Genomic DNA, 14,394 nt, shown 5'->3' on the forward strand with positions numbered 1-14,394 from the left:
TACCTACACCACGTATACCGCCATCGGTTAGCGTGAAGACCTGTCGGATGTCATCGACATCATTTCTCCCACCGAGACGCCGCTTTATTCGTCTCTGAAGAAGTCCAAGTGCGTCGCCCGTTTCTTCGAGTGGCAGACCGACGCCCTGGCGGCCGCGGCCAACAACGCCCAGCTGGAAGGCGATGACATCAGTTCGTTCACCGCCGTCGCCCCCAGCACCCGCTGGGGCAATTACACGCAGATCAGCTACAAGAACTTCATCATCTCGGACACTGAAGAGGTGGTCGACAAGGCTGGCCGCAAGTCCGAAATTGCGTTCCAGAAGATGAAGAAGATGAAGGAGCTGAAGCGCGACGCGGAAGTCGCCCTGATCGGCAATCAGACCTTCAATGCCGGCGCAACGGGCACCGCCCGCCAGACCCGCGGTCTCGCCGGCTGGATCACCCAGGGTTCGGTGGGTGCCGGTACGGGTGCGTTTCCGATCCCGTCCAGCAATACCGCCCCTGTGGCCGGTACGGCCCGTGCGCTTACTGAGTCGCTGGTCAAGTCGGCGATGCAGACGGCGTATACGGCAGGTGGCTCGCCTGGCGTTCTGCTGGTTCGCCCCTCGGACAAGGTGATTGTCTCGACGTTCTCCGGCAACGCAACCCGCTTCGAGCAGTCCGACAGCAACGAGTTGAACGCCGCGTTCGACTTCTACGTGACCGATTTCGGTCGTCTGAATGTCGTGCCGGATCGCTTCTTCGGCTCTGAGAACTCGGCATACCTGCTCGATCTGGACCACGTCACGTTCAAGACCCTGCGTAACGTGGAGGCCAAGCCGCTGGCGAAGACCGGTGACGCCGAAAAGATGCTGCTGACCTGGGAATATGGCCTGCAGATGGACAACAAGGACGCTCATGCGGTGATTCGCGACCTGACCTAATGGTCTTAACGAGGGGGCTTCGGCCCCCTCTCTTTTCGGAGCTGTTATGTCGTTCAAAAGTCCGATCATCTGCCTTGATGTGAACCTCACTGGCGTGAATATCACAACGGGTGCTGCATCAGCGTCGGCATCCATCCCCAACAACTAGGCAGGCATTGTCGCCAGGTATGTGCGTGTTTCGGCGACCGCTAATGCACATGTGCGCGTAGGCAAGACTACGGCGACGGCACTCGCCACCGACATGCTTGTGACACCCAATGAGGCGATCATCCTTAACGTGACCGGAAGTGACGTGATCGCCGCCATCCAGGACACTGCTGCCGGCACGGTCAACGTGGTACCCATCGAATGGGCGTGATATCTAAGCTCCATTTGGATGGAGACGACGCCACTCTGAACCGCATCCAGGATGTAGAGCCAATCCTTAAATAGGTCATGGATGCTCGTGCCGCTGGTGCTATTGGTTCTACTGAAATGCGCCATGCAGCCAGGGTGCCGGCCGTGTTGGTGGAGTCCTATTGCAATCGAAATGGCATTACAGTTCATGAGTTCATGGCGAATGATGAGCATGTCTCTCGGCTGCTCAATGATCCAGCCATCGAGCCGTTCCGCATCTGGAAAGGTAAGGTCTAATGATTAACGACTACGCCACGCTATAGGACGCCATCGCCCGCTGGCTTGCGCGTACCGACCTTACGCAGTCCATTCCTGACTTCATTGCGCTTGCCGAGGCAAGGATCAATTCCGATCTTCGCACTCGTTCACAGCAAACCATTACCTCGGGCACGTCTTCGGGATAGCAGGTTACGCTACCCTCCGATTTCAGGCAGATGGAAGCCTTTATCATCACGATTGGTGGTGTTGAGACAGCTTTGCATCCACTCCCTCCCGAGCGAAGCACTAATCGATCGATCACGGTTGTTCCATCAGGCTACTGGATTGGCGGCAACACGCTCTATTTGAATTGCAACACGGACTATGCCTACCGGATGGTCTATTTCGCCGGAGTTCCGTCGCTAAGCGCATCAGCCACTTAGAACTGGCTCGTTATCGCCAATCCTAATGTGTATCTGTACGCCGCACTCTTGGAGGCCGCAGCGTACATGCAGGATGACGACCGCATTCCCATTTGGCGATCTGGATACGAAACGGCCATGGACGCGCTTAGACGGCAAGATGACTATGCACGCTATAGCCCCACGCCACGCATGCGTCCCGACTTCGTGGTGCACTAATGCGCATTGATCTTCAGGGGTTCTCGCCCGACCTCGATCCGGCGGTTCCTGGCGTTATCACTGACTGCGACCAGATCGTGCCGTCTACCCAAGGCTTCACGGCAGCCAATAGCCGGGTTGATGTGGGTCTGTCTGCCCTGGACAGTGCGTGTAAGGGCGCCTATGTGGGCACCCTCCTGGATGGCTCCAAGCGCATCGTGGCTGGAACTCAGGCCAAGCTTTGGGATGTCACGGCCAGCACTTGGACGGATCGCAGCCAGGCTGGCGGATATACGGGCCTGAATCGCTGGCGGTTCACGATGTTTGGCAACAATGTGCTCGCCACCAATCGGGCGCAGCGCATCCAACAGGCTGCTCCAAGCGCCAATTTTGCAGATATCGCCACTGCACCCGCCGCAGCGGTCATGTGTTCAGCCTCAGGCTTTGTCCTCGTAGGCGATGTATCCGACCTTACCGGATCGTTCGGTGATCAGCCTGATGGGTGGTGGTGTTCTGGCCTGTTCAACCAGGCGGTGTGGACGCCCGCTGTATCCACCCAGTGCGCTAATGGCCGCCTAGTTACCGCGCCTGGCCGCATTACGGCGATGCGCGAGCTTGGCGACGATGTCGTGGCCTACAAGGCCAAGTCGATGTTCCTGGGGCGATATGTCGGCCCTCCCGTTGTGTGGAGTTGGCAGCGCATTCCAGGCGATATCGGGTGCTCAGGTCAGGAGTCTGTGGTCGTCGTGGGTTCTTCCCACTTTTTCATCGGTCCGGCGGACATCTATGTCTATGACGGTACGGTCCCGCGGTCCATTGGCGCTCCTATTCGGCAATGGTTCTTCCAATCACTGAACGGATCGCAGCGAGCCAACATTATTGGGGCTGTCGATCTGGCCCGCGACCTTGTGTACTGGTATTACCCTTCCGTGGCTTCAACCACGGGAATCTGTGATAGCTGCATCGTCTACAACATCCGCACGAATCAGTGGGGAAGGGCATCGCAGAGCATCGAATCTGCTGTTGAGTATGCGTCGGGTGCTGTCACCTATGATGGTCTTGGCACGCTGTATTCGACCTACGACAATCTGCCAAACATCGCCTACGACTCGCCGTTCTGGATCAGCGATCAGACTGTGCCCGGAGTGATTGGCACCGATCACAAGCTCTATTCGCTGACGGGAAGCCCCGGAGCCTCTTATCTGGTTTCTGGTGACTTTGGAGACCAGACCAATTGGAGCATGTTCCGGCGAGCCACCCCCCGTTACAGGACGCAGCCGACCACCGGAATCGGCACGAACTACTACCGCGGCAATCTTGGCGTTGCTCCGACCCAAGATCAGACGATTTCGCAGTCAAGCCAGGCTCGTTTCGACTTCCGGCGCATCGCCCGTTGGCACCGCGTGCGTTTCGACTGGTCTGGGCCTGTGTCTCTCAACGGTCTTGACGTCGATATCCAGCAGGCGAGCCGCGAATGAGAATTCAGACCGACCCCAGGCTGCCCCAGGATCTGCAGCAGCAGATTTTGAGGCTGACGCAGCTCATCCGAGACATTACTTTTTAGCTCAATGCCCTGTCTGAGGGTTAGCTGCAAGCCGTCACGAACGCTCAAACCGCAGTCCCGTCTTCTGGCAGGTGGAACTAGGGCGATTTCGTCGCTAACAGCGCCGTATCGGAGCTTGGCACGGCAGGATCGAAGTACATCATTCGTGGTTGGCGGTGCACGGTGGCGGGCGATTTCTCCGCTACTGCCCCAACCTTTGTCCAAGAACGCGCACTGACGGGTAATTGAATGCTTCCGATGCTATCTGGCACCACGAACGACGGGAAGATGAAGTTTCAGGCGGTCCCGGTGTAGCTTGTTCGACAGTTTTGGTCTGAAGTTCTGCCTGGCATCCAGCAGATACGCAGCACGAATGATGAGCCGTGGATGCCTGAGGACGTCTATGCAGCCCTAGCTGCCAATAAGGCCACCCTGTATGTCTTCCATGCAGAGGACGGCCACCTTGCGGGCTTCATTGTTTGCGAAGTAGTGGTGATGCCATTCGCCGTGTCGGCTGACCTGAACATCTGGCTTGGCTGGTCGGACGCCAAGGGCCAAGGACACTACGGGTTTGAGGTTGCCAAATATATTTAGAGTGCGGCAGGCCTGAACCGAACTTTATTTTGGACGCCGCAAGACGCATCTTGGGTCGGCAAGTTCCGACGCGTTACCAGTCTCTACGAGGTCTAACCATGGGTGGCAGCTCCTAGCCGAAGAACACCACGACCACCACTCAGGTATAGCTGCCTGCGTGGCTGTCGAACGATTATCAGAACTACATCAACTAGGCGCAGGCGGTAAATAACTAGCCCTATCAGCAGTACAACGGACAGACCGTTGCCGGGCTGACGCCTGAGCAGATGGGCGCGCTCACCATGGCGGGCTAGGGCGCTGCAGGCCAGGGTACCAACCAGGCCGCTCAGGCCGCCCAGCTGCAGAACGTTCTCAACGGCGGCTATAGCGTCAATCCAAGCGCCAACCCGTTCCTGGGCCAGACCACGAACGTCGGCACGAACCGGTACGCCGGCCAGAATCCCTACCTGGGGCAGATGGTCAACCAGGCCCAGCAAAACATTGTCGACAGCTACAACAAGAACACGTCACCGGCTCTCGCTGCGCAGTTCGCACAGAACGGTGCCTTCGGCGGCAGCGCCTACAACGACGCCATGCAGCAGTCGCAGAACACCTTGGCCCAGAACCTCGGCCAGGTGTCTACGAGCCTCTACGGCCAGGACTACCAGAACCAGCAGCAGCTCGCCGAGAACGCACTGAATCGCAATGTGCAGGCTCAGCAGACCGACCTTGCTCGTAACGCGTCGTTGTATCAGCAAGGCATCGCTAATCAGCTCGGTGCAGCCCAGCAGAATGCCGGCTTGATTCTCAACGCATCGCAAGGCGTGACGGGTGCCAATGCCCTGCAGAGCCAGTTCTTGGGGCAGTACGGCAACCTTGCTGCGGGTCAGCAGCAGGTCAATCAAGGGATGCTCGATCAGGCTGCGAACAACTGGTACAACCAGGCATATGGCTACGATCAGCAGCGTCTGGCGAATATGGGGCAGGCGCTCAACTCGGTTCAGGGTGCGTTCTAGGGTCAATCGACCACTGGTTTGAATCCCGCATACAAGCCGCGGAGCACCGGAGGAGCGCTCGCATCAGCTGCGGGCGGAGCCGCCACTGGCATGGCCGTAGGCGGTCCATGGGGTGCTGCTATCGGTGGTGGTGTTGGCCTGCTTGGCTACTATCTGTGAGGAAATCATGACCGGATTCAACTTTCTCTCAGGAATGCAGGCATCTCCTTAGGTCGGATATCAGATTGGAGCGTATGGCTAGCCCCAACATTATGTGGGTCAGCTGCCATCGTGGCTCGATCCATCGCAACAGCTATAGCAGCAGATGAACTTCGCTACGGGTGAATAGGGTGGCATCCCTAGCTATGTGAATGGACCGCTATCTAATCAGGGAGCCTCTGGATTCAGCATGGGTGATCGGCTGAGGCGGCTCATGTCATCGCAAGGTCTATCCAATCAAAACCTAGGTAATATCGGCCTTCAGATGTTGATGAATGGCTGGGGGAGTCACAGCTAATGGCTTGGTATAGCGGTCTATTCGGTGACACCAGCGGGCTGAGCGATTAGGATCAGCAGAAGATCGCAAATCAGGGGCTTCTGCGCGCTGGCCTCGGTATCCTGTCGGCTAACGGCCAAGTGGGAGTAACGCCGTTTCAGGCAATTTCTAGCGGACTTCTCGGTGGCATGGATAGTGTCCAGCAGGGTGCGTCCAATCTCCAAACTTCACGCTACAGGCAGGCACAGATGCAGTCTGCGATGGCCGATATGCAGCGTAAGCAGCAGATGCAGGCGCTTGCGACCAAGTTTGCCAAGCCTGACGGCACGTTCGATATGCAGGGCTATCAGTAGGCGCTGAGCAGCATTGATCCGCAAGCATCTATTGAGATGCAGCAGAATCTGCTTCATTCCAAGTTGTACGAGGCGCAGGCGCAGAAGGCTCAGGCGGATGCTCGTGCAAAGGCCGTTCGGCAAATCAATTCGGGCAACAACATCGTTACCCAAGAGCAGCAGGAGGACGGCTCCTGGAGGCCACTAGCGACAGCGCCACGCTGGCAGCCTCAGCAGTCCGCTGGATCGGCTCTTGCTCAGCAGATTGCCCTCATGCGCCAGTTTGGTGCAACCGACGATGACATTCGGGCGAAACTCGGCATTCAACCAAGGGGTGGTCAACCGCAGCAAAGCAATTTGAGCGGTTAGGACTACTTGGATAGTCTTCCCGATCAAGAGAAGAACATGGTTCAGGCCATCGTGGATGGCCGGTATCCGGTCCCCACCGGACGACAGGCCATGAGTCCATAGTGGCAATCTGCCATCGCCGCTGCTCAGCAGGTAGACCCCGCGCTGGATGCCGGAAGCTACAAATCTCGCGCAGCCGCACGGCAGAACTTCACATCCGGAAAAGGCTCGATGGAAATTAAGGCGCTCAACACGCTTGCGGGCCATCTACAGACCCTTTCTGACAGCCTGGATTAGATGGACAACTCCAATATCTCTCTCGTAAACCGCGCAAGCAACTTCGTTGGATCGGAGTTTGGCGGTAAGCGTGGTCAGGCCCTGGCTCAGTTCAACACCTCTGCCAAGGCGGTGGGCGATGAGGCTGCAAAGGTCTTCGCTGGCGGCCAAAGCGCGCTGGGTGATCGCAAGGAAATCGGCGAATCGCTGAATCCCAACGCTCCTAACAGCAATCTGCGCGCAACCCTGAAGACCTACGCCGAACTTGTATAGAGCCGGTTGGCTGCGATCCAGGATTAGGCCAATCAGGCCATGGGTTACGGCTCACGCTCCATTTAGGTCGTTACGCCGAAGGCTGCGAAGACGTTCCAGAAGTTTGCCGGCGGGTCGGCTGGCGCGCCCTCCGCACAGGTCAACCTTAACCAGCAAGATCCTCTCGGCCTTGGGATTGGACAGTGAGCATTCTTGACGATATCCGGTAGCAGTACCCGCAGTACGCGGACGTTTCGGACGGAAAGCTGGCAGCAGCTATCCGCAAGAAGTATTACGCCGACATGCTGCCGCAGGACTTCTATCGTCAGGCTGGCTTGGGTCATCTTGTTGGCCTGGATGATGCTCCGGCGAACGGCCTTGGCACGGATTGGCAGAACTATGCTGCCGGCATGGGTAAGTCTGTGGTGGACAACCTGCGTGGTCTTCAGCAGGTCGGCGCGGGTCTTGCCTCACACCTTCCCTTGGTGGGTGATCGAGCATAGGCCGCATACGACCGTCTGAAGCAGGAGCAGTCCGACGCCAACGCCCAGGATGCCCCCCTGATGGGGACGAAGGCTGGCGTCCTTGGAAACATCTCCGGTTAGGCACTGCAAGCCATTGCTGGCGGCACAGCCCTTAAGGGCGCCGGCTTGGCAGGCTCGATTGTGCCTGGCGGATATACGGGCGCGGCTATCTCTGGTGGTCTCCAGGGCGCCATCCAACCCCTTTCCGCCGACCAGAGCGAATGGAGTCGCTTGGGAAATGCCGCCATCGGTGCTGGGGCAGGCTTGGGTGGTCACGGCATCGTCAATGGCCTTGGCGCCACCTATCGCGGAGCCAAAGCGCTGCTCGCCCCATTCTTCGATAAGGGGCAAGACCAGATCGTCGCCAATACGCTCACCCGATTCGGCGGTAATGCAGCCAAGAATGCGACTGCCAGTCAGATTCCTGGTGTGAATGCGAGCATGGCGGAACAGACTGGCGATGCCGGTCTAGCTTAGCTTCAGCGTGCGGTATTTGAGCGAGATCCTGCTCTCATGCAGCAGTTCACCGAGCAGTAGGCGAAGAATAATGCCGCTCGCTTGGGGCTTCTTCAGGGCGTGGCCGGTACGCAGGATCAGCTAGATAATGCCATTGCACGTCGAAGTGCGACAGCCGATATGCGCTACCAACAGGCGTTCCAAGACAACGATTCGCAGCAGATCGCCAGGCAGTGGAGCGCCGATCAGACGAGGAAGCAAGCTTTAGACGCTGCACAACAGGCTTAGGCGCAGCAGTATGGCCTGCCCCTGTCGCCGCAATAGGGCGCTACCCTGCAATCGGCAATGGATCAGGCGGATAAGATCGTTCAGCCTTCCGCGCGAATGCAGGAACTTGCACAGCGACCGGCGATCTAGCAGGCCGTAAAGACTGCAAAGACCATTGCAGATAATCAGGGGATTGATCTTGGCGACCCGCTAACTTCGCTTCGCGGGCAGCACTACGTTAAGATGGCCCTTGATGATGCATTGAACACCGCGCAACAGCAGGGCATCGGAAAGGTTGAGCAAAGCGCCATTGCAAACACCAAGGCTGCATTTGTAGCGGAACTTGAGCGGCAGAATCCTGCTTATCGTGATGCGCGCTTGGCATTCCGCGACATGAGTCAGCCGGTTAATTAGCTTGAGCTTGGCCGCGGACTTCTCTCGCGGGTTACTAGCCCACAGGCTGGTGAATTCGGCCAGATTGTAGATCAGCTCGGTAACCCCGTACTTACGCCAGACCGATTCGGTAATGCGGTAAAGCAGCTTGACTCACTCGCATAGAAAGTGACGGGTCAGAAGCAGGCGAGTGCATCTTCTATCCTGGCTCCGCAGCAGAAGGACGCGGTTACATCACTCCTTGGTGACCTGTCCCGTCTGAAGGTGGCCAACAACACTGGTCGTTCAGTCGGGTCCAATACTGTCCAGAACCTTGCAAGCCAGAATCTTTTGAGCGAGATAGGCAATGGCATAGGCCTGCCATCACTGGCTGACAGCGGTCTACTTGGCCGCCTCACGACACCAGTCAGCAAGGTCTATGGGCTGTTCAATGTCCCTGACCAAATCAAAGAAAAGCTTGCCCAGGTTATGCTCAATCCGCAATCGGCCGAATCTCAAGCCATCATTCGCCGAATGACTCCGGCACAGCGATCAGCGTTTGCGCAGTACGCCGCTAGTGCTGGTGGGCTTATAGGCCAATCTGCCGGTCTCGGTATCAGTCAGAAGCCGGCGCTTCAGCCATGAATCCGGCATCCATTTGACTAAGGCCATAGCACCAAGCCGAGCGGTCCCGAACAGCACAATGGCTATCACCGGCCCCACTACGAACCCAGCCGCAATCCTGAAAAAGGTCATCTGAGGATCAGACATGCCCGTACCTGTAAAAATGGCGGATTTGTTCACCATCGCCGCTTCGAATAGCCCGGCTGGCTCCGATCCCATCGGCAATAGCCTGGACGACTATCTGAGGGCGGTGTAGGCCATTATACGCTCTACGAATGCCCTGGCTTCGGCGACTCTGGCGGCCGGCTCTACGACCGATCTAGGCTCGGCAGACGCCGAATCCGTCCAGATCACCGGATCGGCAAGCATCTCGTCCTTTGGCACGACTGCTGCGGGTATTGTCCGCGAGTGCCGATTCGCTGGCGCCTGCACCATCGTTAATTCCAGCGCTATCGCCATTCCAGGTGCGGCAAACATCACTACCGCGGCTGGCGATGTGATTCGTTTCCGCTCCCTCGGCTCTGGCAACTGGATCTATGTCTGCGGCACCCAATAGCCTGGCTATTTGCCGGTGGCCGGTGGAACTATGACCGGTTCCGTAACCTTTGCGCCGACTGCAGCCTTGGGCAATACAGCCGGCAACTTCTACGTGCCGACTCTGTTCCAGTAGGCCACGTCGAATAACGATCAGCTCGTTACCCAGCACACCCGAGTCTCTAATGGCTCAGATTGGACGACGGCTGTCATGAGCATCTATCGAAAGGTAGACTCGTCGCAGCATGGTTTTGTGTAGTTCGGTGAGGCCACTTCGGGCACCGGCTTGGCGTTCGGGTCCGGCTCGTCTACCTATGCGACCATGTCAGGCGCTGGTGCATGGTCCTTCTCTAGCCGGCCTACGTTCAACGGTAACGCTGCCTGGGACGCTGGCAACTTCAATCCTGCCAACTATGCAGCTCTGGCTGGCGCGATCTTCTCGGGTCTCATTACAGCCAACGGCAATATGTAGGTGAACAGCCTGTTCAACCAGAGCATCGGCACCGTTGGTACGCAAACCAACCTATCTAACTTCGGCTGGGGCAACGGTGTGCCGCGTTGGAAGCAGTGGCTGGAAACCAACGCCGACTTCTCGTTTTACTCCTACGATTCGGCAGGCTCGACGCCGCGCAAGACGCTTAGCATCGTGAACACGACGGGCGTATGTACGGCACCGGACTTCCAGTCGCTATCGGATGTAAGCCTGAAGTCCAATATCAAGCCGCTTGATCGTGGTCTCTAGGCACTCCTTAAGTTAGCCCCGTGCTCTTATGAGAAGGATGGCAGGAGTGAAATCGGCTTCATCGCCCAGGATGTGGCGGAAGTGGTGCCGGAGGCTGTGGCGCGACGCTCTGACGGCCTCATGACCCTATCCCATGGTCAGCTGACAGCCCTCATCACCAACGCGCTGAAGGAGCTTGCTGGGCGCGTTTCGGCGCTTGAGGCATAACCATGGCTGTTCCGTCCAATCCGAAGCTATCTGACGTTTACACCGAGTTCGGGGCGCCCACAGGAACGTCCCTATCTGCATTCCTCCGCGGTGGAGCGTGGGTGCCGAACACGGCCGCTAACGCTGGCGTTCCAACAGCCTTACCCATCAGTCTTTCCTAGCTCGCCGGGGCCGTGAAATACACCCCCATGTCAGTCTCTGCCGGCAACGTCTCAGGCAGCACGAACTCGGCCGTTTCTAACGACACTATTGGATCGTCCTCGGCCACCGTAACGGGCGGGTTGGCACCGTTCACTTACGCATGGACCTACATCAGCGGCGATTCGTTCGGCATCAGTTCGCCAAGTACGCAGGGAACGAGCTTTACGAGGCCTGGACGCCCCCCCGCAGGCCTCTACACCGGCACCTACCGCTGCACCGTGACTGACGCCACATCGGCTACAGCGTTCAAAGACATCACGGTCACGGATAACCGCATCTAAGCCGCTGAGACCGCCCCGGCGTACCCTGCGCCGATGCCCGACATCCTCATCGAATGGGAGCGCGTCAGCTGCGGACTTGATCTTCTCGACCTATGGACGGGCAGGCTGATCAGCCCTGTCCGCACGGTTCCTTTTCTCAAGATAAGCAAGCGTATCGATCATGGATGGGTGCTCCACTTTTGCCCGCAAGGTATCAGCATCTACAAGCCCGAGACGTATCACTACTACGGGACCAGGGAGAGGGCGGAGCGGCATGCCATGAGGTGGGCCGGAGCGCATTGGGAGACGATCCCGAAGGCCTAAAAGTCACTGTGACCACTGTGACCAAACAGGCCGAAAAGGAACCACCAGAAACGGAGGGACGGATTTGTCAATACCGTAAGTCATTGTTTTTGGTGCCCCCGATACGATTCGAACGTACGACCTTCCCCTTAGGAGGGGGACGCCGTGTGCTACTCCGCCGAAGTTTGGGAAGACTTCCGTCTATACGAGCGCATGGGTGGCACGCTCGATATCCACGCCTTTGCCAAGATGATGGAGGCAAGGCGATTTACGGGCGATTTGTTCAAGGTCGTCCCCAAGGCCATGCGTGAACCCTTTGAGCACCCTCGCAACGAAGGCGAGATGGGTGTCAAAGAGAAGATGCTGGAGGCTTATCAGGCCGCCACGCTCGCGGTTGAAGAAGAGATCTCCGTGCAGACCGAGCGCTTGGTGAAGGCGGAGGTCGTGCTGGCCTCACTCAAGCCTACAAAGAAGGCGGAGAACGACAAGCGGGTGGCTACCAACAAGATAACCGCTGCGCGCGAGAAGCTGGACGAAATCAAATCTCAAGCCAACGCTGATGGATACGGTCGCATGTGGCCGGGCCAGTTCGCTCCAGTGCTGATCCGCGATCCCGCGACCGGCGCGCGCATGATCGTGCCGGCGCGCTACCGCTGTCGCTTGCCTGGATGGACCAAGGCTGACGAGATTGAGAGGCCGGGCACGTACAATGCGCGCAAGGACAAGCTGCACACTGTCTGGAAGAAGCTCTTTGGTTACAACCACGGCGTGATCGTCGCGCGCCGCTTCTACGAAAGCGTTTCGCTCCACAGACTGCAGCACCGAGACCTCGTGCCGGGCGAGCGCGACATTCCCGTCGAGATTCGTTTCCAGCCAGAGCCCGCGCAGGAGATGTTCCTCGCATGCCTCTGGCGCTATGTCGAGGCAACGGACACGGAGAAGGGGTTCTATTCCTTCGCCGCGATCACGCGCGACCCGCCACCTGAAGTGCAGGACGCTGGTCACGACCGCTGCATAGTCGCTCTGAAGCCCGAAAACATCGATGCATGGCTGGAGCCCGACCCCGGGCATCTGTCGGCCATGTACGCCATCCTCGATGACCCAATCGACGCTTACTATCAGCACGAGCTGCCAGAGAGGGTGGATGACGCCCCGGCGGCCATCATCCGTCGGAGCAAGTTCGACGGACGTTGAGGAATGGTCGGGCTGGGCAACGCCGACATGCTGATTGGCACCACCATGTTGTCAAGATCGTACTGAGCGCGGTCCAGTGGACCTCGAATCAAGCAAGTTTTTTGCGGAATCCGCAAAAAAACGCAGGATTTGACAACCGTGGTCAGTGCTGGGCGGTACGTTCCGACAACGAGAGAAGTTCAGCCATGCTGATCTCGCCATTGACGTACCGTCGAGCGAGTTCCTCTGTCGAAGCATCTGGCTTGAAGCCCTCAAGGCCAACATTCGCACGGGCACCGTCGACCGCTGCTAGCCTGCGAGTACGTTCCTCGGCGGTGACGGCCTTGCGCTTTGTGGTCATGGTAATCGCCTCTGCTTCCATCTTTTGATCGCGAACATGAGTTCCTGGCTCGTCTTGTAGAGGCCGGTGTCGGGCTCAACAAAGTCGATGTCAGCGAGTACGTTTCCGCTGGACCAGGTCAAATTCAATATTCCTCGGCTCAAGATTCTCCTGAGGGAGGAGAAGATTTCACTATGCGTTGCTGTACCACCTTATCTACCCAGCCTTCCATAGATGGATTCACTTGCACCGTCGTGATGCTCCGACCTGTGATCATCCAAGCTAGAAAGTAAGGGCGTTCTTTCGCCAGTGCCGCAATCATCTCGATACTTGGCTGCTGCACGCGATTGCAGACGTTTTGCCACTTACGAGCCGAAATCCCAGTGCGCTTTTCGAGGTATTGGTACTTCCTCCAGGCACCAACGAATTCGTTGACGACCCAGATCACCCTCTCGCGTAGATCAGCATCGGCCGGAGCTAAGTCGATCATATTTGTGCATCTCTGTGCCTAACTAGTTGCAATCTTACCAAAGATTGGTAATCTTAAAATTACCACACAATGGTAAGTTAATGGAGCTGCCGCGATGACGAGCACTGAAGCACTTTTGCTTAATAAATACGGGTCCCCGCTCCTTTCGCTCGATGCGGTTGCCGAGATTCTTGGCAGAAGTTCCAACGGATTACGTGTATCGCTATCCGGCAACAACGAAATTGCCTGCAAACTCAGGCCCGCAAAAATCAAGCTTGGTCGGCGAGTCTATTTTCGTATCTCCGAGATTGCTCGCTTGATTGACGAAGCCTGAGCGGACAGCCATGAGCGTAAAAGCGATGAACTGGGCATGGGAGCAGCAGCTTCCACCAGCATCTAAGCTCATTCTTATGGCCTTGGCTGATGCTGCGAACGAGGAGGGCCGTTGCTGGCCTAGAGTCAGGACGGTTGCAGTGAAATGCGGAGTCTCATCTCGCACCGTGCAGCGCGTACTGAGAGAGTTCGAAACGACTGGTCTCGTTACCGTAACCAGACGCTTCGTCCCTGGGCGAGGCCAAACGTCCAACAGCTATTGGCTGGGCACTGAACACCCCCATGACAAACTGACACCCCAGGCCAAATGCCATGCCCGGGGTGACGTCCCAGACACCACCCCGGTGACACAGCGTTGTCGGCCGGGGTGTGACACAGATACGTCATGCCAAGAACCCAAACAGAACCAAAAACACGAATCACCACTACAACCGAACGAGGGTCAGAACCACGCTCCGACGATCCTTCGGTTTCCACGCAACCTTCCCACTGCCGAACTGGTAGAAATCCGAGAGCTTCTCGTCAACGTGCCCAGCAATGTGGTACGCCCCCGCTTTCGTAGACGGTTAGCTACTGGATTTTGAGTTAGCCGCCTCGAACATCATTGGCGCAAGGCCTCCCAGATGTCCATGGCG

General features: G+C 57.6%; 17 protein-coding genes. 15 read left to right on the forward strand and 2 right to left on the reverse strand.

What is annotated here, in order from left to right:
* Positions 1-40 precede the first annotated feature (40 nt).
* The 13 genes from FHW85_RS12600 to FHW85_RS12665 all read left to right on the forward strand — a co-directional run bounded on the left by FHW85_RS12600 (position 41) and on the right by FHW85_RS12665 (position 12,638).
* Entirely contained in the window at positions 41-925 is an 885-nt protein-coding gene (locus FHW85_RS12600) for a DUF5309 family protein (protein ID WP_168648495.1), read from the forward strand.
* Between the two features lie 435 nt (positions 926-1,360).
* Positions 1,361-1,558, forward strand: a complete 198-nt coding sequence (locus FHW85_RS12605; RefSeq protein ID WP_168648455.1) for a hypothetical protein — start codon at positions 1,361-1,363, stop codon at positions 1,556-1,558.
* Positions 1,559-2,159: 601 nt separating this feature from the next.
* Positions 2,160-3,617: a hypothetical protein gene (locus FHW85_RS12610; protein ID WP_168648456.1), complete on the forward strand. Its 1,458-nt coding sequence runs from the start codon at positions 2,160-2,162 to the stop codon at positions 3,615-3,617.
* A gap of 452 nt (positions 3,618-4,069) precedes the next feature.
* Positions 4,070-4,276: a hypothetical protein gene (locus tag FHW85_RS12615; RefSeq protein ID WP_168648457.1), complete on the forward strand. Its 207-nt coding sequence runs from the start codon at positions 4,070-4,072 to the stop codon at positions 4,274-4,276.
* Positions 4,277-4,731: 455 nt separating this feature from the next.
* A complete protein-coding gene (locus FHW85_RS12620) occupies positions 4,732-5,271 on the forward strand; it encodes a hypothetical protein (RefSeq protein ID WP_168648458.1) in 540 nt (179 codons plus the stop codon).
* A gap of 864 nt (positions 5,272-6,135) precedes the next feature.
* Complete coding sequence (locus FHW85_RS12625; protein ID WP_168648459.1) at positions 6,136-6,447, forward strand: hypothetical protein; 312 nt, start codon at positions 6,136-6,138, stop codon at positions 6,445-6,447.
* A 276-nt stretch (positions 6,448-6,723) separates the two neighbouring features.
* On the forward strand, positions 6,724-6,975 hold the full coding sequence (locus FHW85_RS12630) for a hypothetical protein (RefSeq protein WP_168648460.1): 252 nt from the start codon (positions 6,724-6,726) through the stop codon (positions 6,973-6,975).
* Positions 6,976-7,256: 281 nt separating this feature from the next.
* Positions 7,257-7,457: a hypothetical protein gene (locus FHW85_RS12635; RefSeq protein WP_168648461.1), complete on the forward strand. Its 201-nt coding sequence runs from the start codon at positions 7,257-7,259 to the stop codon at positions 7,455-7,457.
* A 147-nt stretch (positions 7,458-7,604) separates the two neighbouring features.
* Positions 7,605-7,955: a hypothetical protein gene (locus FHW85_RS12640; protein WP_168648462.1), complete on the forward strand. Its 351-nt coding sequence runs from the start codon at positions 7,605-7,607 to the stop codon at positions 7,953-7,955.
* 489 nt (positions 7,956-8,444) lie between these two features.
* Positions 8,445-8,615: a hypothetical protein gene (locus FHW85_RS12645; protein ID WP_168648463.1), complete on the forward strand. Its 171-nt coding sequence runs from the start codon at positions 8,445-8,447 to the stop codon at positions 8,613-8,615.
* Between the two features lie 147 nt (positions 8,616-8,762).
* Positions 8,763-9,218 (forward strand): hypothetical protein, encoded by a 456-nt coding sequence (locus FHW85_RS12650; RefSeq protein WP_168648464.1) that lies wholly within the window; start codon positions 8,763-8,765, stop codon positions 9,216-9,218.
* A 985-nt stretch (positions 9,219-10,203) separates the two neighbouring features.
* Positions 10,204-10,473 (forward strand): hypothetical protein, encoded by a 270-nt coding sequence (locus tag FHW85_RS12655; RefSeq protein WP_168648465.1) that lies wholly within the window; start codon positions 10,204-10,206, stop codon positions 10,471-10,473.
* A 1,136-nt stretch (positions 10,474-11,609) separates the two neighbouring features.
* On the forward strand, positions 11,610-12,638 hold the full coding sequence (locus FHW85_RS12665; RefSeq protein ID WP_168648466.1) for an SOS response-associated peptidase family protein: 1,029 nt from the start codon (positions 11,610-11,612) through the stop codon (positions 12,636-12,638).
* A 142-nt stretch (positions 12,639-12,780) separates the two neighbouring features.
* On the opposite strand, the gene FHW85_RS12670 is transcribed toward FHW85_RS12665, so the two are convergent.
* Positions 12,781-12,978: an antitoxin VbhA family protein gene (locus FHW85_RS12670; protein ID WP_210427771.1), complete on the reverse strand. Its 198-nt coding sequence runs from the start codon at positions 12,976-12,978 to the stop codon at positions 12,781-12,783.
* Between the two features lie 139 nt (positions 12,979-13,117).
* The gene (locus FHW85_RS12675; RefSeq protein ID WP_168648468.1) at positions 13,118-13,447 is read right to left on the reverse strand and encodes a hypothetical protein; all 330 of its coding nucleotides are present in this window, start codon (positions 13,445-13,447) and stop codon (positions 13,118-13,120) included.
* Between the two features lie 94 nt (positions 13,448-13,541).
* Here FHW85_RS12675 and FHW85_RS12680 point away from each other — a divergent pair, with 94 nt between their 5' ends.
* Both FHW85_RS12680 and FHW85_RS12685 read left to right on the forward strand, forming a co-directional pair.
* A complete protein-coding gene (locus tag FHW85_RS12680; protein ID WP_168648469.1) occupies positions 13,542-13,760 on the forward strand; it encodes a DNA-binding protein in 219 nt (72 codons plus the stop codon).
* 25 nt (positions 13,761-13,785) lie between these two features.
* Positions 13,786-14,343: a helix-turn-helix domain-containing protein gene (locus tag FHW85_RS12685; protein WP_282597537.1), complete on the forward strand. Its 558-nt coding sequence runs from the start codon at positions 13,786-13,788 to the stop codon at positions 14,341-14,343.
* The last annotated feature ends 51 nt before the right edge of the window (positions 14,344-14,394 follow it).

It is taken from the genome of Dyella sp. SG609 (genome assembly GCF_012275375.1).
In the GTDB taxonomy this organism is placed as follows: domain Bacteria; phylum Pseudomonadota; class Gammaproteobacteria; order Xanthomonadales; family Rhodanobacteraceae; genus Dyella_D; species Dyella_D marensis.

Excerpts from the sequence above, each read along its gene's own strand:
- FHW85_RS12630 (WP_168648460.1), top strand. The coding sequence starts at position 6,724 with ATGGACAACTCCAATATCTCTCTCGTAAACCGCGCAAGCAACTTCGTT.
- FHW85_RS12610 (WP_168648456.1), top strand. The coding sequence starts at position 2,160 with ATGCGCATTGATCTTCAGGGGTTCTCGCCCGACCTCGATCCGGCGGTT.
- FHW85_RS12670 (WP_210427771.1), bottom strand. The coding sequence starts at position 12,978 with ATGACCACAAAGCGCAAGGCCGTCACCGCCGAGGAACGTACTCGCAGG.
- FHW85_RS12685 (WP_282597537.1), top strand. The coding sequence starts at position 13,786 with ATGAACTGGGCATGGGAGCAGCAGCTTCCACCAGCATCTAAGCTCATT.
- FHW85_RS12675 (WP_168648468.1), bottom strand. The coding sequence starts at position 13,447 with ATGATCGACTTAGCTCCGGCCGATGCTGATCTACGCGAGAGGGTGATC.
- FHW85_RS12645 (WP_168648463.1), top strand. The coding sequence starts at position 8,445 with ATGGCCCTTGATGATGCATTGAACACCGCGCAACAGCAGGGCATCGGA.
- FHW85_RS12605 (WP_168648455.1), top strand. The coding sequence starts at position 1,361 with ATGGATGCTCGTGCCGCTGGTGCTATTGGTTCTACTGAAATGCGCCAT.
- FHW85_RS12625 (WP_168648459.1), top strand. The coding sequence starts at position 6,136 with ATGCAGCAGAATCTGCTTCATTCCAAGTTGTACGAGGCGCAGGCGCAG.
- FHW85_RS12620 (WP_168648458.1), top strand. The coding sequence starts at position 4,732 with ATGGTCAACCAGGCCCAGCAAAACATTGTCGACAGCTACAACAAGAAC.
- FHW85_RS12635 (WP_168648461.1), top strand. The coding sequence starts at position 7,257 with ATGCTGCCGCAGGACTTCTATCGTCAGGCTGGCTTGGGTCATCTTGTT.
- FHW85_RS12680 (WP_168648469.1), top strand. The coding sequence starts at position 13,542 with ATGACGAGCACTGAAGCACTTTTGCTTAATAAATACGGGTCCCCGCTC.
- FHW85_RS12615 (WP_168648457.1), top strand. The coding sequence starts at position 4,070 with ATGCCTGAGGACGTCTATGCAGCCCTAGCTGCCAATAAGGCCACCCTG.